Origin of the sequence: Pseudonocardia kunmingensis (assembly GCF_006716445.1) — a bacterium.
Lineage (GTDB): Bacteria > Actinomycetota > Actinomycetes > Mycobacteriales > Pseudonocardiaceae > Pseudonocardia > Pseudonocardia kunmingensis.
Genome location: NZ_VFPA01000005.1, coordinates 130,645 through 150,827 on the forward strand (window position 1 = coordinate 130,645; position 20,183 = coordinate 150,827).

21 protein-coding genes are annotated in these 20,183 nt (G+C 75.6%); 12 read left to right on the forward strand and 9 right to left on the reverse strand.

The annotated features are described in order from the left end of the window. Positions 1-87 precede the first annotated feature (87 nt). Positions 88-660 (forward strand): TetR/AcrR family transcriptional regulator, encoded by a 573-nt coding sequence (locus FB558_RS34170; RefSeq protein ID WP_142060867.1) that lies wholly within the window; start codon positions 88-90, stop codon positions 658-660. Continuing rightward, positions 660-1,853, forward strand: coding sequence for an FAD-dependent monooxygenase (locus FB558_RS34175; RefSeq protein ID WP_142060869.1), 1,194 nt, complete (start codon positions 660-662; stop codon positions 1,851-1,853). Before FB558_RS34170 ends, FB558_RS34175 begins: the two co-directional genes overlap by 1 nt. On the opposite strand, the gene FB558_RS34180 is transcribed toward FB558_RS34175, so the two are convergent. Further along, a complete protein-coding gene (locus FB558_RS34180) occupies positions 1,835-2,017 on the reverse strand; it encodes a hypothetical protein (protein WP_142060871.1) in 183 nt (60 codons plus the stop codon). The genes FB558_RS34175 and FB558_RS34180 overlap by 19 nt on opposite strands. A 92-nt stretch (positions 2,018-2,109) precedes the next feature. Here FB558_RS34180 and FB558_RS34185 point away from each other — a divergent pair, with 92 nt between their 5' ends. The 5 genes from FB558_RS34185 to FB558_RS34205 all read left to right on the forward strand — a co-directional run bounded on the left by FB558_RS34185 (position 2,110) and on the right by FB558_RS34205 (position 6,119). Continuing rightward, positions 2,110-3,036, forward strand: a complete 927-nt coding sequence (locus FB558_RS34185; protein WP_142060873.1) for an N-acetylglucosamine kinase — start codon at positions 2,110-2,112, stop codon at positions 3,034-3,036. Beyond that, positions 3,036-4,097 (forward strand): SIS domain-containing protein, encoded by a 1,062-nt coding sequence (locus FB558_RS34190; protein ID WP_142060875.1) that lies wholly within the window; start codon positions 3,036-3,038, stop codon positions 4,095-4,097. Before FB558_RS34185 ends, FB558_RS34190 begins: the two co-directional genes overlap by 1 nt. Continuing rightward, positions 4,094-5,320 (forward strand): N-acetylglucosamine-6-phosphate deacetylase, encoded by a 1,227-nt coding sequence (locus tag FB558_RS34195; protein WP_142060877.1) that lies wholly within the window; start codon positions 4,094-4,096, stop codon positions 5,318-5,320. Before FB558_RS34190 ends, FB558_RS34195 begins: the two co-directional genes overlap by 4 nt. A gap of 159 nt (positions 5,321-5,479) precedes the next feature. Further along, on the forward strand, positions 5,480-5,782 hold the full coding sequence (locus FB558_RS34200) for a nucleotidyltransferase family protein (RefSeq protein ID WP_142060879.1): 303 nt from the start codon (positions 5,480-5,482) through the stop codon (positions 5,780-5,782). Positions 5,783-5,804: 22 nt separating this feature from the next. Beyond that, positions 5,805-6,119: a HepT-like ribonuclease domain-containing protein gene (locus FB558_RS34205; RefSeq protein ID WP_246106964.1), complete on the forward strand. Its 315-nt coding sequence runs from the start codon at positions 5,805-5,807 to the stop codon at positions 6,117-6,119. An 11-nt stretch (positions 6,120-6,130) separates the two neighbouring features. Here the strand turns inward: FB558_RS34205 and FB558_RS34210 are convergent, their stop codons facing one another. Together FB558_RS34210 and FB558_RS34215 are read right to left on the reverse strand one after the other, a co-directional pair. After that, the gene (locus FB558_RS34210) at positions 6,131-8,080 is read right to left on the reverse strand and encodes a vWA domain-containing protein (protein WP_142060883.1); all 1,950 of its coding nucleotides are present in this window, start codon (positions 8,078-8,080) and stop codon (positions 6,131-6,133) included. A 12-nt stretch (positions 8,081-8,092) separates the two neighbouring features. Continuing rightward, entirely contained in the window at positions 8,093-9,478 is a 1,386-nt protein-coding gene (locus tag FB558_RS34215) for an ATP-binding protein (protein WP_211367042.1), read from the reverse strand. A gap of 113 nt (positions 9,479-9,591) precedes the next feature. Between FB558_RS34215 and FB558_RS34220 the strand changes: the two genes are divergently transcribed. Together FB558_RS34220 and FB558_RS34225 are read left to right on the forward strand one after the other, a co-directional pair. Then, positions 9,592-10,575 carry a zinc-binding dehydrogenase gene (locus FB558_RS34220; protein WP_142060887.1) on the forward strand — a complete coding sequence of 328 codons (984 nt, stop codon included), beginning with the start codon at positions 9,592-9,594 and terminating at the stop codon, positions 10,573-10,575. Between the two features lie 39 nt (positions 10,576-10,614). Next, entirely contained in the window at positions 10,615-12,006 is a 1,392-nt protein-coding gene (locus FB558_RS34225; protein ID WP_142060889.1) for an MFS transporter, read from the forward strand. A 38-nt stretch (positions 12,007-12,044) separates the two neighbouring features. On the opposite strand, the gene FB558_RS34230 is transcribed toward FB558_RS34225, so the two are convergent. Continuing rightward, complete coding sequence (locus FB558_RS34230) at positions 12,045-12,899, reverse strand: FAD:protein FMN transferase (RefSeq protein WP_170231685.1); 855 nt, start codon at positions 12,897-12,899, stop codon at positions 12,045-12,047. A 154-nt stretch (positions 12,900-13,053) separates the two neighbouring features. Here FB558_RS34230 and FB558_RS34235 point away from each other — a divergent pair, with 154 nt between their 5' ends. Continuing rightward, positions 13,054-14,097, forward strand: coding sequence for a fatty acid desaturase family protein (locus FB558_RS34235; RefSeq protein ID WP_142060893.1), 1,044 nt, complete (start codon positions 13,054-13,056; stop codon positions 14,095-14,097). 18 nt (positions 14,098-14,115) lie between these two features. On the opposite strand, the gene FB558_RS34240 is transcribed toward FB558_RS34235, so the two are convergent. Genes FB558_RS34240 through FB558_RS44960 form a run of 3 tightly spaced genes read right to left on the reverse strand, consistent with a single transcriptional unit; the run spans position 14,116 to position 16,225 of the window. Then, entirely contained in the window at positions 14,116-15,018 is a 903-nt protein-coding gene (locus tag FB558_RS34240) for a M56 family metallopeptidase (protein ID WP_142060895.1), read from the reverse strand. 13 nt (positions 15,019-15,031) lie between these two features. Then, positions 15,032-15,382: a BlaI/MecI/CopY family transcriptional regulator gene (locus FB558_RS34245; protein WP_170231686.1), complete on the reverse strand. Its 351-nt coding sequence runs from the start codon at positions 15,380-15,382 to the stop codon at positions 15,032-15,034. A 33-nt stretch (positions 15,383-15,415) separates the two neighbouring features. Next, positions 15,416-16,225, reverse strand: a complete 810-nt coding sequence (locus FB558_RS44960) for a L,D-transpeptidase (RefSeq protein WP_246106965.1) — start codon at positions 16,223-16,225, stop codon at positions 15,416-15,418. A gap of 151 nt (positions 16,226-16,376) precedes the next feature. Between FB558_RS44960 and FB558_RS34255 the strand changes: the two genes are divergently transcribed. Next, complete coding sequence (locus FB558_RS34255) at positions 16,377-17,864, forward strand: MFS transporter (RefSeq protein ID WP_211367043.1); 1,488 nt, start codon at positions 16,377-16,379, stop codon at positions 17,862-17,864. A gap of 27 nt (positions 17,865-17,891) precedes the next feature. Here FB558_RS34255 and FB558_RS34260 read toward each other — a convergent pair whose 3' ends face one another. Then, positions 17,892-18,650, reverse strand: a complete 759-nt coding sequence (locus FB558_RS34260) for a class I SAM-dependent methyltransferase (protein WP_142060899.1) — start codon at positions 18,648-18,650, stop codon at positions 17,892-17,894. A 68-nt stretch (positions 18,651-18,718) separates the two neighbouring features. Here FB558_RS34260 and FB558_RS34265 point away from each other — a divergent pair, with 68 nt between their 5' ends. Continuing rightward, positions 18,719-19,294 (forward strand): CGNR zinc finger domain-containing protein, encoded by a 576-nt coding sequence (locus tag FB558_RS34265; RefSeq protein ID WP_246106966.1) that lies wholly within the window; start codon positions 18,719-18,721, stop codon positions 19,292-19,294. A 5-nt stretch (positions 19,295-19,299) separates the two neighbouring features. Here the strand turns inward: FB558_RS34265 and FB558_RS34270 are convergent, their stop codons facing one another. After that, on the reverse strand, positions 19,300-20,136 hold the full coding sequence (locus tag FB558_RS34270; protein WP_142060903.1) for an LLM class F420-dependent oxidoreductase: 837 nt from the start codon (positions 20,134-20,136) through the stop codon (positions 19,300-19,302). Positions 20,137-20,183 lie beyond the last annotated feature (47 nt).

Here is a 20,183-nt window from a genome sequence, read left to right on the forward strand (position 1 = left end):
GACAACCTACGCGGCGCCCCGGAGTGCCCGGGGTCACGGTGCTACGATTTGGGCAGTTGCCCAAGGCGAACGCCCAGGAGGTGTCCGGTGAGCGCGACCGCTTCCGAACGGGGCCGCGAGGTCCGGCGGCGGCTCACGCGCGCGGCTCGCGAGCTCGTGCCCGAGCGCGGGTGGGCGGCGGTGAGCACGCGCACCGTCGCCGAGCGGGCGGGCGTGGCACCCGGGCTCGTGCACTACCACTTCCCGTCCCTGCAGGCGCTGCTGGCCGAGGCGGCGATCGGGGCGCTGCGCGAGGCCCTCGGCGCCACCGCGGACCTCCTGGAACGGGCGCGCACGCCGGACGAGCTCGTCGAGCTCCTCGTCGCCGAGGTGGACCGCTACACCGGCGCCGACCCGGCGTCCCTGCTGGCAGTCGAGACCCACCTGGCCGCCACCCGCGACCCCGCGCTGCGCGGCGAGCTGGCCGGGCTCCTGGAGGACTTCCGGGGCCGGATCGCCGCGTGGTTGGCGGAGCACGGCGTCGGCGAACCGGAGGCCACTGCCGCCGTGCTGGCCGCCGCGCTCGACGGCGTGCTGCTGCACCGCGCCCTGGAGCCGCAGCCCACCGGCGCCGTGACACCCGTCCTGCGCCGGATCGTCGCTCAGCACGGAGGTCGCTGATGAAGGTCGTGATCTGCGGAGCCGGGATCTCCGGGCTCGCGCTCGCCCACCGCATGCGCACGTACGGCTGGGACGTCGTGCTGCTGGAGAAGGCGCCCGGACCCCGCACCCAGGGCTACATGATCGATTTCTTCGGCGCGGGGTACGACGCCGCAGAGGCGATGGGGCTGCTGCCCGCGCTCCACGAGGTCGGGTACCGCATCGCCGAGGCCCAGTACGTGGACGGCGGCGGTCGGGTGCGGGCCAGCCTGGGCTTCGACCAGTTCGGCGCGACCGTGCACCACAGGCTGCTGAGCCTGATGCGTCCGGATCTCGAGGCGGTGTTGCGCGCGCAGCTCCCCGCCGGCGTGGACCTGCGGTTCGCCACGTCCACCACCGGGATCGAGAACGGGCCGGACGGGGTCCGGGTCGCCCTCACCGACGGGAGCACGCTCGAGGCCGACCTGCTCGTCGGGGCCGACGGGATCCACTCCGCGGTGCGGCGGCTCGTGTTCGGCGAAGAGCGGCGGTTCCTGCGCTACCTGGGCTTCCACGTCGCCGCGTACCTGTTCCGCGACCAGGTGGTCGAGGCCGAGGCCCGGGACCGGTACGCGATCACCGACACGGCGGGGCGCCAGATGGGCTTCTACCGCCTGCGCGACGGGCGCATCGCGACGTTCGCCGTGCACCGCACGCCCGACCCCGCGCTGCCCTCGGACGTGCGCGCCGCCGTCCAGGCGGCGTACGGCTCGCTGGGCTGGATCACGCCACGGGCGCTGCGGGCCTGCCCCGCGTCGCCGGAGATCTACTACGACCAGATCGCCCAGATCGTGGTGCCGCGCTGGAGCGCGGGCCGGGTCGCGCTGGTCGGCGACGCCTGCTACGCGGTCTCCCCGCTGGCGGGGCAGGGCGCCTCGCTGGGCGTCGGCGGCGCCTTCGTGCTCGCCGAGGAGCTGGACCGCGCGCCGTCGATCGAGGAGGGACTGGACCGCTACGAGCGGGCCTTCCGCCCGGTGGCCGAGGAGAAGCAGCGGGCGGGCCGCCGGACGGCGCGCTGGTTCCTGCCCGCCTCGCGGCTGCAGGTCCGCCTGCGGCGCGTCGCGCTGGCGCTGGCGCGGCTCCCCGGGCTGGACCGGGTGGTGGCCACCAGCATCGCGGGCAGACCGACGGCGGTGGTCGCGCAGCGGGCCGGACGTCAGGTCCACCACTCGTGAGGCAGCTTCGCCTCGATGTCGCGGACGTGGCGGCGGGCGCACGCCGGACACAGCCAGTGCCCGCGCCCGTCGGGATCGCGCTCCCGCGCCCAGGCGAGCGCGCTCGGAGCCCGCGGGTCGCGCGGGGTCCCGCACTGCCGGCAGCGCTGCGCGTCGTCCTGCACACCACCGAGCATCCCCCCTTGCCCGCGAGTGCGTCGTCTGACAACCTGAGCCAAGTCATCTAGACCAAACGTCTACTTCTGCGAGGGCACGCGTGCGGAGCGTCATCGGCCTCGACATCGGTGGCTCCAAGACCCACGGGATCCGCGCCGCGGACGGCAGGACGGTCGCCGAGGCGGTGGCGGGCAGCGCCAACCTCGCCGCCGTCGGGCCGGCCGAGGCGGGCCGGCAGCTCGACGCCGTGCTCGCCGCGCTCGGCGTGCCCGGCCCCGGGTCCGGGGTCGCCCCCGGGGTCGCCCCCGAGGTCGACGCCGTGTGCGCGGGCGCGGCCGGCGCCGACGGGGCCGAGTCCGTGGCCACCATGATCCGCCTGCTGCGCGACCGCGTCCCGGGAGCCGTGGTGAGCGTCGTGCACGACGCCCGGCTCGTGCTCGCGGCCGCCGGCCTGGACGAAGGTGCGGCGCTGATCGCCGGCACGGGGTCGGTCGCGTGGGGGGCCCGCGCCGACGGCGCCACGGCTCGCGCGGGCGGCTGGGGGCACCTGCTCGGCGACGAGGGCAGCGGCTACCGCGTGGCGCTGGACGCGGTGCGCCACTGCCTCGACCGGATGGACGCCGGGCGGCCCGTCGACGCGCTCGGCGCCGCGCTGCTGGACGGCGTCGGCCTCGCCGGGCCGCACCAGCTGATCGACTTCTTCTACACCCGCCAGGACCGGCGCTTCTGGGCCGAGCAGGCCCGCGTCGTCACGGCGCTGGCCGCGCAGGGCGACACCGCCGCGCGCGCGATCCTCGACACCGCCGCCGACGCGCTGGCCGCGCTCGCCGCGCGGGTGCTCGACCGCCTCGGCCGTCCCGGCCCCGTCGTGCTCGGCGGCGGCTTCGCCGTGCACGAACCGCTCCTGCAGGACGCGGTGCGCGAGCGCCTGGTCGGGACCGAGGTGCGGGTCCTCGCCGCCGCCCCCGCCACCGGCGCCGTGCGCCTCGCCCGCAGCCTCCCCCGTCCCGAGTTGGAGATCATCTGATGACCGCCGTCGCCACCGACCGACCGGGCCGCCTGATGGCGGCCGAGATCGCCGAGCAGCCAGTGGTCTGGCGCCGGTTGCTCGCCGAGGGCGGCGCCGCCGGGATCGACGACGCCGCCGCGCTCATCCGCGGCAGGCGCCCGCGCGCCGTGCTGTTCGTCGCGCGCGGCACCAGCGACCACGCCGCCCTCTACGCGAAGTACCTCGTCGAGATCCGGCACGGCCTGCCGGCGGGGCTCGTCTCGCCCTCGACGATGACGGCCTACGGGGCCCGGCCCGACCTGCAGGACGTCCTCATGATCGGGATCAGCCAGTCCGGCGGTTCGCCGGACCTCGTCCGCTCCCTCGAGGTGGCCCGCGCGCAGGGTGCGCTCACCGTCGCGGTCACCAACGACCGCGCCTCGGCGCTGGCGCGCGCCGCGCACGCGCACGTCGACGTGCTGGCCGGGCCGGAGCGCTCGGTGGCGGCCACCAAGTCCTACACCGCGCAGCTGCTCGCGCTGTACCTGCTGCTGGAGCGGGTGCGCGAGGTGGACGGGCGCGCGGCGGCCGCGCCGCTTCCCGACCTGGGTGACGCCCTGCTCGCCCGCCGCGGCGAGGTCACCGAGCTCGCGCAGCGCTACCGGTTCGCGCAGCGGATGCTCACGACCGCGCGCGGCTACTCCTACCCCACCGCGCGGGAGGCCGCGCTGAAGCTCATGGAGACCTCCTACGTCTCGGCGCAGGCGTTCTCCGGCGCCGACCTGCTGCACGGCCCGCTCGCACTGGTCGACCCGCAGGTGCCGGTGTTCGCCGTGGTGGCCGACGGCGTCGGCGGCGCCGCGATGGGCGACGTGCTGCCGCGGCTCGCCGAGCGGAACGCGGACGTGTGCTGCGTGGGGCACCGGGGTGCGGTGGCGGGCGCGGCCGTCGGGTTCACGCTGCCGGAAGGGGCGCCGGAGGAGCTCTCGCCGCTGCTGGAGATCCTGCCGTTCCAGCTGCTCGCGCTCGACGTCGCCGTCGGCCGCGGTGGCGACCCGGACGCGCCGAGGGGGCTCTCCAAGATCACGGAGACCCTGTGAGTGTCCTGTCCGCCGCCACGCTGGTCGCCGACGCGATCCCCGTCGGCCCCGGCTGGGTGGAGCTGGCCGGGGACCGGATCGCCGCCGTCGGAGCGGGCGCGCCGTCCCGGCCCGCGGACGTCGACCTCGGCGACGCCGTCCTCGTCCCCGGGTTCGTCGACATGCACGTGCACGGCGGCGCGGGCGCCGCGTTCCCCGACGGTGACGCGGACGCCGCGCTGCGGGCGGTCCGGTTCCACCGCGCCCACGGCAGCACGACGATGGTCGCGAGCCTGGTGACCGCCGGCCCGGACGACCTGCTGAAGACGGTCGACGCGCTCGCCGAGCTGGTGGTCGACGGCGAGCTGGCGGGCGTCCACCTGGAGGGCCCGTGGCTCGCCGCCGGGCGTTGCGGCGCCCACGACCCCCACCAGCTGCGCGACCCCGATCCCGCCGAGCTCGACCGGCTCCTGCGGGCCGGGAACGGCGCCGTGCGGATGGTCACGCTCGCTCCCGAGCGGGTGGGGGGCCTGGACGCGGTGCGCCGGATCGTCGACGCCGGCGCGGTCGCCGCCCTCGGGCACACCGACGCGAGCTACGCCCTCACCCGCGAGGCCATCGAGGCCGGCGCCCGCGTGGGCACCCACCTGTTCAACGCCATGGCCCCGGTGCACCACCGCGAGCCCGGGCCGGCCGTGGCGCTGCTCGAGGACGACCGCGTCACCGTCGAGCTGGTGACCGACGGCCTGCACGTGCACCCCGCGCTCTGGGAGCACGTGGTGCGCAGCGCGGGCACCGGGCGGGTGGCCGCCGTGACCGACGCGATGGCCGCCGCCGGCATGCCGGACGGGCAGTACCACCTGGGCGCGATGCGCGTGGCCGTCACCGACGGGGTCGCCCGGCTGGCGCCGGGTTCCGACGGCCGCGCGGGCGCCATCGCGGGCAGCACGGCCACCGCCGACACGTTGTTCGCGAAGGTCGTGCGGCACGCTGCCGTTCCGCGGGCCGAGGCGCTGCGCCGCGCCGTGGCGCTGACGTCCACGACCCCGGCCCGCACCCTCGGCCTCCCCGACATCGGCGCCATCGCCCCCGGCCGCCGGGCGGACCTCGTCGTGCTCGACCCGCAGCTGCGGGTGCGGGCGGTCTACCGGGCCGGGTCCCGGGTCGATCTGCCGCCCGTCACGACAGGCAGCGGGTCTCTGATCGATCCGAGCAGCACGCCACGCTCGTCCGGACAGCACTGAGGTACTGCTCGCCACGATCACCACGTCCTGATCGTTCCGAGGCGTACGTCAGGGATGTGGGAACAACACTACGGGTGCTGCTCGAAACGATCGTGGGCGAGAACAGCGGCACCCAGACCGGGCCGATGCGGCACAATGCCTCCGGGAGGTGTGAAGTCGGTGCATCCGGTGGTCGAGGCGAAGCGGGACGAGATCGTGGCGTTGTGCCGCGAGCTCGGGGTCTTGCGACTCGACGTCTTCGGCTCCGCGGTGAGCGACGACTTCGACGCCGAACGCAGCGACGTCGACGTCCTGGTGGAGACCGACCCCCGGCACCTCACCTTGGAGAACTACTTCGCCCTCAAGAACGGCCTCGAACGCCTGCTGCAGCGGTCGGTCGACGTCGTCGATGCAGGTGCGGTCCGGAACCCCTACTTCAAAGCCCAGGTCATGGCGACGCGTGAGCTGCTCTATGCGGCGTGATCCACGCGCGTACCTCTCGGACGTGATCCAGGCGGGCGAGGCCGTGCAGCGGTTCGTCGACGGACTGACGCTCGCGGGCTACCGGGATGACCTCCTCGTGCGGTCGGCGGTCGAGCGCCAGCTGGAGATCGCAGGCGAAGCGCTGAACCAGCTCAGCCGGGTCGACCATGGGCTTGCCGCGCGGATCCCGGACGTCGGAGCAGTCGTCGGCTTCCGCAACGTTCTCGTTCACGGCTATGCCCAGGTCGATGACACCCGCGTCTGGCGGACCGTCCACGAGAGCGTGCCCACGCTGCTCGAGACGGTCCGCCGGCTCAGGGACGAACTCGACGGCTGAGCAGACCGAACTCAGCGGCGGCGGGTGCGCAGGTAGTCGCTCACCACCTCCGCGCCCAGGCCGTCCAGCGTCGGGGCCACCACCCTGCCGCCGCAGCGGCGCGCCACGTCATCGACGAACACCGCGAGGCGCGGGTCGTCGCCGAGCATGAAGAACGTGACCGACGGGCGCAGGGCGGTGACGCGGTCCAGCTCGCCGATCGTGGCCCGCAGCGTCTCCGGGCTGGGCGGCCAGTCGAACACCGCCTCCCCGCCCGGCTCCAGGTGCGCCGTCGGCTCGCCGTCGGTGACCACCAGGACGACCGGCTGGGCGTCGGGGTTGTGGCGCAGGTGCTGCCCGGCGAGCAGCAGTGCGTGGTGCAGGTTGGTGCCCTGCTCCCACACCCCCTCCAGGCCGACCAGCTCCCCCAGCTCCACCGACCGCGCGTGCCGCCCGAACGTGATCAGCTTCAGGTCGTCGCCGCGGAACCGCGTGGAGATCAGCTGGTGCAGCGCGAGCGCGGTGCGCTTCATCGGCACCCAGCGCCCGTCCTGCACCATCGACCACGAGGTGTCGACCAGCAGCGCCACCGCCGCGCGGGAGCGCTGCTCGGTCTCCACGATCTCCACGTCGGTGACGTCGAGCGCCCGCTCGTCCCCGCCCGCCCGGCGCAGCTGCGCGTTGAGCAGGGTGCGCGGCACGCTCCAGGCCTCGGTGTCGCCGAACGCCCATGGCCGGGTGGCCCCGGTGGCCTCGCCCGCCGCGCCGGAGCGGTGCGTCTCCCGCTCACCGCGACGGGCGCGGACCTGGTCGACGACGTCGCGCAGCGCCGACTCCCCCAGCCGCCGCAGCGCCTTCGGCGAGAGCTGCAGCGAGCCGTCCGGGGCCCGCTCGAACAGGCCCTGGCGCGCCAGCTCGCGTTCCAGCTCGGCCAGCGCGCGGGCGTCGACGCGGGCCTGATCGCCCAGGTGCTCGCCGAGCGCGTCGAGGTCGATGTCCTCCATCCGCGCGCCCGGGTAGCTCTGGGACAGCTGCTCGGCCAGTGCGTCGAGCTGCCCGAGCTGCTCCATCGCGCGGGTGGCCTCACCCATGCCCATCGGGTTCTCGCCGCGGAACCGGCCGCTGCCCTCCCAGTCCTCGCCGGGACGCAGCCCCTGCAGGTTCGCGTCCAGCTGGGCGAGCGCCTGGGCCAGCCGCGGGTCGCCGAACGCCTGCTGCGACAGCTGCATCAGCTCGTTGCGCTGCTGCTCGGACATCGAGTTCAGCATCCGCTGCGCCGCCGCGGCCCGCTGCGCGAGCAGGTCCACCAGCTCCTCGGTGCTCGTCGGGTTCTCCGGGAAGAACTCGCCGTGCCTGGCCATGAACTCGGCGAACTGCTGCTCGGTGTCGCGGCCCTGCGCGTGGTTCCCGAGCAGGTCGTTGAGGTCGTCGAGCATCTCCCGGATCCGCTCGACGTCCTGCGGGGTGGCGTTCTCCATCGCCTGCTTCATGCCCTGGAAGCGCTGGTCGAGCATCTCCCGGCCGAGCAGGTCGCGGATCTCCTCGTAGGCCTCGCGGGCGTCGGCGGACCGCCAGTCGTACTCGGACAGCTCCCGGACCGCGCCTCCCGTGTCGGACGGGAGCGCGTCCAGCTGCATCTCGCGGAACCGGGCGTCGTCGGTGTCCTGGCGGCCCAGCGAGTCCCGCTCGGCGTCCAGGGCCCGCTGCAGCAGCTCGCGGACCTCCTGCAGCGTGCCGTCGAGCCGGTTCTCGCGCTGCAGCCTGCTGCGCCGCTGCCAGACCTCGCGGGTGAGCTCGTCCAGGCCGCGGCGCTGTTCGGTGCCGCGGCGCAGCAGCTCCTGCAGCGCCGAGCGCGGCGAGGAGCCCTCCATGACGTCACGGCCGATCGAGTCCAGCGCCTCGCGCAGGTCGACGGGCGGGGCGAGCGGATCGGGCCCGTCGACGTAGGGCCCGTAGGCGAAGCGGCGGTTACGTCGCGCCATGACCGGTCCCTCTCACTCGTAGACCACCTTGTCGTCGTCGGTCTCCGACTTCGTCAGCCTCCGGGTCAGGTACAGCAGTTCCAGCGCGAGCTCCGCGGCGCTCGCCATCGGGCCGGGGTCCTCGGTGCCGCCGGCGTCCAGGCGCTTGGCGACCTCGGTGAGCGCGTCGACGACCGGCAGACCGGCCACGACCTCGGCGGCGGGCACGCGCTCCCCGGTGCGGACGGGGGCCTGCGCCACCGCCTCGGCCAGCGGGTTCAGGTCGATGCCGCGCAGCCGGAACCGGGCGGTGTCGGCGGTGGCCCGGCGCAGCAGGTGCTGCAGGTGCTCGGCCTCGCGCCCCTCCTCGCCGGTGGCGAACTCGAGCTTGCCCCGCAGCACGGCGGGCACGGCCTCCAGGTCCACCGGACGTGCCACGGGGCGCTCCTCGCCGGTGATCGCGGCCCGCCGCAGCGCGGCCGCTGCGACGGTCTCGGCCGCGGCGACGGCGAAGCGCGCCGAGACGCCGGAGCCCTGGTCGATCGCGCTGGACTCGCGCAGCGAGCGCGTGAACCGGGCGACCACCTCGACGAGGTGCCGCGGCACGTCGGCGACGAGCTCGGCCTCCTGCTGGACGAGCGCGATCTCGTCGGCCAGCTCGAGGGGGTAGTGGGTGCGGACCTCGGCGCCGAACCGGTCCTTGAGCGGGGTGATGATCCGGCCGCGGTTGGTGTAGTCCTCGGGGTTGGCCGAGGCGACGAGCAGCACGTCCAGCGGCAGCCGCAGCGTGTAGCCGCGGACCTGGATGTCGCGCTCCTCCATGACGTTGAGCAGGGCCACCTGGATGCGCTCGGCCAGGTCGGGCAGCTCGTTGATCGTGACGATCCCGCGGTGGGCGCGCGGCACGAGGCCGTAGTGGATCGTCTCCGGGTCGCCGAGCGAGCGGCCCTCGGCGACCTTGACGGGGTCGACGTCGCCGATCAGGTCGGCGACGGCGGTGTCGGGGGTGGCGAGCTTCTCGGTGTAGCGCTCGTCGCGGTGGCGCCACGCCACCGGCAGCTCGTCGCCCAGCTCGGCGGCGCGCCGCTTCGAGGCGGGGGTGATGGGGTCGTAGGGGTGCTCGCCGATCTCGGAGCCCTCGATCACGGGGGTCCACTCGTCGAGCAGGCCGGCGATGGAGCGCAGCAGGCGGGTCTTGCCCTGGCCGCGCTCGCCCAGCAGCACGACGTCGTGCCCGGCGATCAGCGCGCGCTCCAGCTGCGGGAGCACGGTGTTCTCGAACCCGACGATGCCGGGCCACGGGTCGCGCCCCTCCCGGAGCGCGGTGAGGAGGTTGGTGCGGATCTCGTCCTTGACGCCACGGAGCTCGTGGCCGGACGCGCGGAGCGCGCCCAGGGTGCGGGGAAGATCAGAAGGCACGTAATCAACGTTACGCCGGAACCGTCGCGCGAGCGCGACCCGAATCCTTGACCTCTAGTTGACTTCAACTCTTAGCGTTCCCTCGACATGATCGACGCGAGCGAGGAGACGGCATGAAGGCGATCCGGCAGCACGAGTTCGGGCCCGCGGAGGTCCTGCGCCACGAGGAGGCCCCCGACCCGGTGCCCGGTGAGGGACAGGTGCTCGTCGAGGTGGCCGCGGCGGGGGTGCACCTGCTGGACACCGTCATCCGGTCCGGCGAGAGCGGCGGCCCCTTCCCGCTGCCGCAGCTCCCGACGACACCCGGCCGCGAGGTCGCCGGCACGGTGGCGACGACCGGGCCCGGCGTGGACCCCTCGTGGGTCGGCAGGCCGGTGGTGGCCCACCTGGGCATGGCCAGCGGCGGCTACGCCGCCCTCGCGGTCGCCGCGGCGACCTCCCTGCACGAGATCCCGGACACGCTCACCCCCGAGCAGGCGGTCGCCACCATCGGGACCGGGCGCACCGCGGTGGGGATCCTCGACGCCGCCGAGATCGAGGCGGGCGACGTCGTGCTCGTGCCGGCCGCCGCGGGCGGGCTGGGCAGCCTGTTCATCCAGGCCGCGCGCGGCGCCGGGGCCGTCGCGGTCGGGCTGGCGGGCGGGCCGGAGAAGGTGGAGCGGGTCCGCGCGCTCGGCGCCGACGTCGCCGTCGACTACCGGGAGCCGGGCTGGCCCGAGCGCGTGCTCGCGGCGCTGGAGGGACGCAAGCCCACCGTCCTGCTCGACGGCGTCGGCGGCGAGGTCGGCCGGGCCGGGCTGGACATGCTGGACGTCGGCGGGCGGATCGTGATGTTCGGCTGGACCTCCGGCACCGTCACCCCGTTCACCAGCGCCGACATCGCCGCGGGCTCCCTGTCGGTGGTATGGGTCACCGGGCCGCGGATGATGAAGCGCTACGGGGGTCTGCGCGGCCTCGAGACCCGCGCCCTCGCCGAGGCCGCCGCCGGCCGGCTGGTGCCGGTGGTGCACCCGCCGTTCCCGCTCGCCGACGCCGCGGCGGCCCACCGGGCACTGGTGGGCAGGGAGACGACGGGCAAGGTCGTCCTGGCGCCCTGACGGGCGGCGGCCCGGGCCCGGATCTTCGGGATCTTCGGGATGAACACCGCTGTTCGCCCCGACCAGGGAATGCCGCTCGCCGGCCGGGGGTTCCACAGCGACGTGCTGTCTCCCGGGCGGTCGGCCGCCCTGCTCGGTCTCCTGTTCGGTCTCGCCGGCACCTCCACGTCGGCCGTCACGGTCGCGCTGCCGGAGCTCGCGAGCGAGCTCCACCTCACCGCGGCCACGGCGGCGTGGATGGTGAGCGGCTACACGGTGGCGCTGGCCGTCGCCACGCCGGTGCACGGCCGGCTCGCCGACATGGTCGGCATCCGGCTGCCGCTGACGATCGGCATCGCCGGGATGGCGGTGGGGTCGGTGCTCTCGGCGCTCGCGCCGTCGTTCCCGGTGCTGATGGTGGCCCGGGTTCTGCAGGGCATCGGCGCCGCCGCGATCCCGGTGCTGGCCACGGCGCTGATCAGCGCCCGCTGGAGCGGGGCCGACCGGGGTGCCGCGCTCGGCCGCGTGGCCGGTGTCAGCGCCACGCTCAGCTCGCTCGGCCCTCTGATCGGCGGGGGGCTCGAGGCGCTCGGCGGCTGGCGCTGGGCCGTGGCGCTGCCCGTCCTCGGCGCCCTCGCGATCCCACCGCTGTGGCGGGTGGCGCCGGCTCGCGGCACCGGCGAGCGCCTGGACTACTCCGGTGCCGCGCTCGTCGCGGTGGCGGCCTCCGGCCTGGTGCTGCTGATCCAGTCCCCGTCGGCGGGCCTCACGACCGCGGCCGTCGGGGCCGCGCTGCTCGTCGCGGGCGCCCCGCTGCTGGCCCTGCGGGTGCGGTCGCGCCCGCACGGCTTCCTGCCCCGCGACATCATCACGAACACCACGGTGCTGCGCAGCGCCTTCGCCGCGGCGGCGGTGCCCGCGAGCTGGTTCGCCCTGCTGCTCGGGGTGCCGCTCGCGGCCGCGTCCTGGGGGTGGACGCCGCTCGCCACCGGCACGCTGCTCGTGCCCGCGGCCCTCGTCGGGTTCGCCTCCCCCGCCATGGCCCGCACCCTGCTCGCGCGGCTGGGCCCACGCCGCTCCCTGGCGCTCGCCTGCCCGACGGCGATCATCGCGCTGGCCGCGGCCGCGGCGGGTGCGCTGCTGCAGGCACCGGTGCTGCTGGCCACGGCCGTTGTGCTGGTCAGCGCGGCGTTCGGGGTGGGGCAGCCGGCGATGATCTCCGCGGTCGGCGCCGCGGTGCCGGCCGCGGAGCGCGGGATCGCGCTGGGCATCGCCACGCTGGTCTTCCTCACCGGGGCGAGCGTGGGAGCCGCGCTCGTCGGCGGGCTCTCCGGGGTCATCGGAGTACCTGCGGCCTTCGGCCTGCTCGTGGTGCTCCCGCTGGCCGGGCTCGCGGCGCTGCTGCGCGGCGGACCCGACCGGGTCGCCGTGCCGCAGGCGAGCGGCGCCTGAGGCACCCCGAGCGCAACGAACGGCACTCCCGTCGGTACCTAGCCGACGAAAGTGCCGTCCGTTCCGTCGGAGTCGTGCCCCGCGGGCCAGCGTCCGACGGGGTGCGCGGCGCCCGCGGTGTCCACCAGCAGTGCCGGCAGGCCGAGCCCGGCGAGCCAGGCCGGCGCGCCCGCGCCCCGCAGCAGTGCGCCCGAGCACGCGGCGCTCGCGGCGGGCGCGTCGGCGGCGGCGACCGCGACCGACCGCCACACCGGCCGCACGACGCGCCCGGATCCGCTCACGACGAGCGGCTGCAGCCGTCCGCCGCGGTCCGCGCGCACGCTGCTCACCGACGAGATCGCGCCGCCGTCGACGGCGACGGTCGTGGTCGGGGCGTCCGGGGCGTCGCGCAGCTCCACCCGCCACCCGCCGACCGGGGCCAGCCCGGACGTCGCGACGTCGTCACCGAAGGCCACCAGCGCTCCGCAGGAGGTCGCCTCGGCCACCAGTTCCGCGCAGCGGCGGGCGATCAGCGACCGCACCGAGGGGCCCGGCTCGACGCGCCAGCCGTCGCGCCCGCGCGCGGCCGACGCGAACGCCTGCTGCCATGGCCGGGGTGCGCTCCGGTGCACGTCGGCCCCCGCGGCGGCGGCCGCGATCCCGTAGGGGAACGGGCGCACGGCGCCCGACCGCGTGCCGGCGCCGAGCAGCTCGGCGAGCAGGGCGTCGCGCGACGTCGCGTCGCGGCACGGGGCGACGGTCGCGACCAGCAGCCCGATCTGCTCCTCCACGAGCTTGCGGGCGCGATGCATCGCCCACGGATCGGTGACCACCAGCCGGAAGGGGGTGTCCCACGCGGTCCACTCGGTGCTCACCGTCGCGGTGCGGACACCGGTGTGCAGCAAGATCGTCATCGTGTGCCTCCGGGCGTCGTGCAGGCAGGAGCACACGGTCGCAGACGATCCCTGTGACGACGCTGTGAGCAGGCACCCGATCGGGGGGCAGCCCCACCCGTGCTCGGGGGTTGACCGGCTCACCCGCGCCGCGCGCGTCGCGCAGGGTCGAGCCATGACCTCGAGCATGATCACCGACACCCCGGCGGGCTCGGCCGGCAGCGACTTCGCCCGGCTGTCCGCGCGGGTCGCGGCGGCGGGCCTGATGCGCCGCAGACCCGCCTACTACGTGGCCCGCTTCCTCCTCGTCGGGGGCCTCACCGCCGCGACGGTCGCGGCCTTCCTCCTGCTCGGCGACTCGCCGTGGCAGCTGCTCGTCGCGGCGGTCGCCGCCGTCGTGTACGGCCAGATCGCCCTGCTCGCCCACGACGTCGCCCACCGTCAGGTCTTCCGCACCCGCCGCCCCTCGGCCGTCACCGGCCGCATCATCGGCAACCTCGGCATCGGCATGTCCTACGGCTGGTGGATGGACAAGCACACCCGTCACCATGCCAACCCCAACCACGAGGGGCTCGACCCGGACGTCGAGCCCGGCGCGCTGGTCTTCACCGACGAACAGGCGAAGGCGAGCACGGGCGTCAACCGGCTGGTCAACCGCCACCAGGCGCTGCTGTTCTTCCCGCTGCTGACGCTGGCGGGCATCGACCTGCGCCGCGGGAGCGTGGCGGGCCTGCTCGGCGAGCGGGGGGCGAAGGTGCACAGGCGCGGCCTCGAGCTCGCGCTGCTCGCCCTGCACGGCGTCGGGTACCTGGTGGCCCTGTTCGCGGTGCTGCCGCCCGGGCTCGCACTGGCCTTCTTCGCCGTGCACCAGGGCCTGTTCGGCGTCTACCTCGGCTCGATCTTCGCGCCGAACCACAAGGGCATGGAGATGCCGACCGAACGGCTCGACTTCCTGCGCAAGCAGGTGCTCACCTCGCGCAACGTCGCGGGTGGGCGGTTCACCGACGGCCTGCTGCACGTGGCGATGGGCGGGCTCAACCACCAGATCGAGCACCACCTGTTCCCGAGCATGCCGACGCCGAACCTGCGCCGCTCCCGGCGCCTCGTGCGCGAGTACTGCGCCGAGATCGGCGTGCCCTACCACGAGACCGGGCTGGTCCGGTCCTGGGCGGAGTCGCTGGGCCAGCTGCGCACCGCCAGCGCCCCGCTGCGCTCCTGATCCCGCCGGTCGTGCAGGTCAGGACAGGAGCAGCAGGGCGGTCGGCACCGCGACCAGTCCGAGGGCGGCCAGCCGCACGAGCAGCCGGACCGGCCCGGACAGGGGCGCAGGCGGGTGGGTGATCCGCAGCAGCCGCCGGTCCAGCGCGTCGGTGAACGAGCTCAGCGCCGCGGCCGGGGCAGCCCCGCCCATGGTGCGCAGCGCACCGGTGAGCTGGGTGGGCGTGACCGCCGCGGAAGCCACGTCGTCGGCGCGCATCTCCACCAGTGCCGCCACCGCCACCTGCGCGCAGACCATCCCGCGCACGAACGGCGCGGTGGCCCCCCAGGCCACGAACGGCAGCACGACGAGGTCGTGGCGCTCACGCAGGTGGGCCTGCTCGTGCGCGAGCACCGCCCGCACGGCGGGCGGGTCGAGCGCGTCGAGCACCCCGGCCGAGAGCACCAGCCGCGACCGCAGCCCTGGCAGGCAGTAGGCGACGGGCACCGGGTGGTCGAGCACCCGGGCGCCCGGCGCCGCGGGCCACGGCGTCGCGAGCAGGTCGAGCAGGTCGCGGTGGCGCCGGCGGGCCTGCAGCGTGCGCACGGTCACGCCGACGAGCACACCAACCAGCCGCAGCGCCAGCGCGAGGGCGGCGGCCAGTGCGAGCACGTGCGTGACGCCGAGGTCGGGCAGCTCACCGGCGGCGAGGGTGTCGCGGGCCGAGCGCAGCGCCTCGGGCAGCGTCGGGCCGAGCGGCGCGAGGCCGTAGACGACGCCGGAGCCCAGCAGCGCCAGCCCGCCGGCCAGGCCGACGGCCTGCCAGACGAGGAGCGCACCCACGGGGTCGCGCACCGGCCAGTGCGCTCGCGCCAGCGACCGGCTGACCGGCTCGGCGAGCAGCACGCCGAACACGACCAGCCCCAGCGCGGCGGCTTCCATGGTGAGCAGGATGTCAGTCGAGCAGCTCGCGCAGTGCGGCGCGTTCGTCCGGGGGGATCGACCCCAGGAAGCGGGCCAGCGCCGCACCCCGGTCCGGGGCGGCGCTGAGCGCGTCGCGCATCAGCTCGGCGACGTGGTCCTCGCGGCTGGCGACCGCCCGGTAGCGGTGGGCCCTGCCCTCCCGCTCCCGGGTGACCAGGCCCTTGCGCTCGAGGCGCCCCAGCACCGTGAGGACGGTGGTGGTGGCGAGATCGCGGCCGGCGAGCGCGTCCTGCACGTCGCGGGCGGTGACGGGCCCGGTGGCCGACCAGAGGGTTTCCATCACAGCGCGTTCGAGCTCACCCAATGTCGGCACGCCATCCATTCTACTTGAGGTAGAAGCCTCCGGGTACCACCCTCAGTGGATCTGCACCTCGTCACCCACCTGCAGGAAGGCGAACCAGGCCTTGGCGTCCTCGTGCTCGAGCTTCACGCATCCGGCGGACGGGGTGTCCTGGGCGCCCTCGTGGAAGGCGATCCCCCCGTCGGCGAAGAACACCGAGTAGGGCATCTGCGTCAGGTACTCGCGGCTCGTGTACTGCTCGGCCTTCCACTGGACGTGGAACGTGCCCTTCGGCGTCGGGTCCGAGGTGTCACCGTGGCGGATGGTGACCGGCCCGCGCACGACCTTGCCCGCGTCGATCAGCCAGGCGCGCCGTTCGTCGAGGTCCACGCATGCCCGGGCCGTCGCCGTGCACGGCGTGCCCGCCACCGGCGCGGGCGGCCCGCCACCGTCGACCGCACCGCCGCCTTTCGGCCCGGCCGCCGCGGCGGCGTGCTGGGTGGGCGCCGCGGTGGAGGTGGACGGGGCCTCGGTGCGCGCCGGGCGCGCCGTCTCCTCGGCGGCGGCCGGGCGCGGTGCGGCCATGCGGATGCGCTCCGGGGCCTCGTCGCGCTCGCGCTCGGTCGTCGGGGTGGCGGTCCGGGTGGTGGTCGGCGCCGCCGCACGCGCCGCCTCGCTCTCGCGGGCCGGACGGGCGGCGGGGCTCTCCGCCCGCGCGGCGCCCGGGGACGCGAGCGCCGGGAGCGCGGCCGGCCCTTCCGCCGCGCTGACCTGCGGGTCCTCGTCCGCGTGCCCGAGCCCGACCAGCACGGTGGCCGCCACGGCCACGAGGGCTGCCGCCACCGCCGCACGGGCGGCCGGTGCGCGCCGCGCGCTACTTCCCATCCTCGCCTCCCCGGATCCTGCAACGATCAACGACCGGAACCCACAGAGGTGACGCCCTGTCATCCGGCGTGCACGGGGAGTCGCCCGCGGGGCCGGGAACGGCGGACCCGTCACTCCCGCGTCCCGTGCGGCGTCTGGCAGGGTTTCGCGCATGGTGGCGGGGGAACTGCGCATGGGCACGGCCGCCGGCCGGTGGGTGCTCACCACCACCGTGCTCGGCTCCGGCCTCGTGATGATCGACGGCACGGTCGTCAACGTGGCGCTGGAACGGATCGGCACCGAGCTCGGGGCGGGGTTCACGGGCCTGCAGTGGACCGTCAACGCCTACACCCTCACCCTCGCCGCGCTGATCCTGCTCGGCGGCTCCCTCGGCGACCACCTCGGGCGCAGGCGCGTCTTCCTCATCGGCGTGGTGTGGTTCGCGGTGGCGTCGCTGGCGTGCGGGCTCGCCCCGGACATCGGCACGCTGATCGCGGCGCGCGCACTGCAGGGCGTCGGCGGCGCGCTGCTCACACCCGGCAGCCTCGCGCTGATCTCGGCCTCGTTCCACGGGCGCGACCGCGCGGCGGCCATCGGTGCGTGGTCCGGGCTCGGCGGCGTCGCCGGCGCGGTCGGCCCGTTCCTCGGCGGCTGGCTGGTGGAGTGGAGCTGGCGCGCGGTCTTCCTGATCAACCTGCCGCTGGCCGCGCTGATCGTCGCGATCACCGTGGCGCACGTGCCGGAGAGCCGCGACGCCGAGTCCGCGCCCGGGCTCGACGTCACCGGCACCGTCCTCGCCGTGGTCGGGCTCGGTGCCCTGACCTACGGCCTCACCGGGCTGGGCGAGCACGGCGCGGACCCGCTGCTGCTGGGCGGCGTCGCCGTCGGCGTGCTCGCGCTGGTGGCGTTCGTCGTGGTGGAGCGGCGGTCCCGGCACCCGCTGGTGCCACCGGTCCTGTTCCGCGACGCCACGTTCAGCGCGGCCAACGCGGCCACCATGCTGATCTACGGCGCGATGGGCGCGGTGTTCCTGCTGCTGGTGCTGCAACTGCAGACGGTCGCCGGGTTCAGCCCTCTCGAGGCGGGAACCGCGCTGCTGCCGGTCACCGCCGTGATGCTGGTGTTCTCCAGCCGGGCGGGGGCGCTCGCGGGACGCATCGGCCCGCGGCTGCCGATGACGATCGGCCCGCTGGTGAGCGCGGCGGGTCTGCTCCTGCTGCTGCGGGTGGACGCCTCCGCGTCCTGGTTCGGGCACGTGCTGCCCGCGATGCTCGTGTTCGGCGCCGGGCTGGCGCTGACCGTCGCGCCCCTCACCGCCACCGTGCTCGACGCCGCCCCGGACCGGTACGCGGGCGCCGCGTCCGGCGTCAACAACGCGGTGGCCCGGGCGGCCGGCCTGCTCGCCGTGGCCGTCGTGCCCGGCGTCGCCGGCATCGGGGGCGACGACTACACCGATCCCGCGGCGTTCGACGCCGGTTTCCGGGTCGCGATGCTCATCGGTGCGAGCCTGCTCGCCCTCGCCGCGGTCGTGGCGTTCACCCTGATCCGCAGGCCGCTCGTCGCGTCGACGACCCCGGAACCGGGGCGGGTGCGGGTGGAGGAGTGCCCGCACTGCCCCGTCAGCGGTCCGCCGATGCACCCGGGCGACACTCGGCGCTGAGCGCCCGCCCGGTCAGCGCACGCCGGGTCAGCGCACGCCGACGAGGACGTGGTCGTCGCCGGACTGCCAGACGGGCGCGGCGGCCGAGAAGCCCGCGGCGCGCAGCATGCCCACCTGCTCCCCCACCGTGAGCCCGCTCTCCGCGCTGTGCGAGATCGCGGCCTCCGAGCGCGCGTCGACCAGCGGGGCGAGGTCGGGGTCCGCGAGCACGCCGTCCCACCAGGCGCCCCAGTCCTCGTTGGCGGTGACACCCGCCCGCACCGCGCGGGCGCTGCGCACGTGCCGGGCGAGGTCGGCCATCACCGGCTCGTCGAGGGCGCGGTGGTCCGCGTCGACGAACACCCCGCCGGCCCGCAGCCGCCCGGCGACCGTCGCGTAGAGCCCGGCGAGGGCGTCCGGCGCCAGCCAGTGCAGCGCGGTCGAGGAGACCGCCGCGTCCCACGGCGCGTCCAGACCGGTCGCGGCCGGCCACCCGGGATCGGTGAGGTCGGCGTGCACCAGGCGGACGTCACCGACGGTGCCCGCGGCCAGCCCCAGCAGCAGCGGGTCGGTGTCGACCCCCACGATCTCCGCGGTCGGGAACACCCGGGACAACCGGCTGCTCAACGACCCCGGCCCGCAGCCGAGGTCGACGATCCGCGCCACGCCCCCGCGGTCGCCCGCGCGGGCCACCGCCCAGCCGACGACGTCGATCACCACGCGGAACCGCTCCTCGCGGTCGGGCACGTAGCGCTCCTGCTGCACGTCCCACCGCCGCACCCACCGCTGTGCCACGCTCGCCTGCACGCGCCCACCCCATCACTGTCGTATGCTTGGACGGCAGTGACGCTATGCGAGCGGGAGTAACTGGTCAAGTGGACTTCGACAGTCATGTCAGCGGTACCGTGCTCGCCGCGGTCGCACTGGTGAACGCGGTGACGCCCGGGCTGCGCGGCGGCCGGCCCGCCGAGGTTCCGGCCGGGCCCGCCCTCGCCGACGCCGTCACCGGGGCGGTGCAGCACGCGACGGCCCAGCCCGTACCACCGGTTCCCGCGCGTGACGCCGAGCGGCTCGTCGACTGGGCCGCCCGGCTGCGCACGGTCATCGAGCACGTCGAGGCCGGCCGCGTCGACGAGGCGTGCGCGCACCTCAACGGCGTGCTCGCGCAATCCCGCGCGGTGCCCGTGCTCTCCCGCCACGACGGTGAGCCCTGGCACCTGCACTTCCACCGCCCGGACGCGTCCGAGTCCGACAGCTGGGCGGCGTCGCTGGCCACCGGCCTCGCCGTCGTGGTGGGCAACCCCGCGGTCGACCGCCTCGGCGTCTGCCGCGCCGAGGCGTGCGACCGCGTGTACGTCGACGTGAGCCGCAACGGCACCCGTCGCTTCTGCTCGACGGCGTGCCAGAACCGGGTGAAGGCCGCGGCCTACCGGCGCCGGCGCACCGCCTGAGCGGATCAGGCCAGGCGCAGCGCCGCCGAGAGTTCGCGCAGCGCGGGCAGCGGGTCGGCAGCGCCCGGCAGTACCTGGGCGCAGACGTGGTCGGCGCCCGCGTCGAGGTGCGCGGTCAGGCGGGCGGCCACCGAGGCGGCGTCGCCGTGGGCGACCAGGGCGTCGATCAGCGCGTCGCTGCCGCCGTCGTCCAGGTCGGCCTCGCTCCAGCCGAGCCGCTGCAGGTTGGACCGGTAGTTGACCAGGTGCAGGTAGGGGTTCTCGACGCCCGGACGCGCCGTGATGCGCGCCCGCGGCGCGTCGGTGTCCACCACCACCTTCTGCTCGGGCGCGAGCAGCACCCCCTCGCCCACGAGCTGCCGCGCCTCCCGGGTGTGCTCCGGGGTCGTCAGGTACGGGTGCGCCCCGGCCGTGCGGTCGGCGGACAACCGCAACGCCTTCGGGCCCAGCGCCGCGAGCGCGCGGCCGGCCACGGGCACGCCCGCCGCGTCGAGCCGGTCGAGGTACTCGATCATCGTGGCGTACGGGCTGCGGTACTCCTTCGTGGCCTCGGGGTGGCCGATGCCCACACCGAGCAGGAACCGCCCGGGGTGCTTGGCCTCGATGCGGTGGTAGGACTCCGCGACCTCCTCGGCCGGGGTGGACCACATGTTCACGATGCCCGTGGCCACCGCGAGCCGCTGCGTGGCGTCGAGCAGCGACTCGGCGAGCGCGAGGTCGCCCCGGGGCGAGCCGCCGATCCAGATCGCGCCGTACCCGAGCGCCTCGATCTCCACCGCGAGCTGCGGGTCCAGCGCCCAGTGGCCGCGCCACACCCCGTACCGACCCAGTTCGACCGTCATGATCGCCCCAACGCGCGCCGCCCCGGTCGGCATTCCGTGTCGGGGGC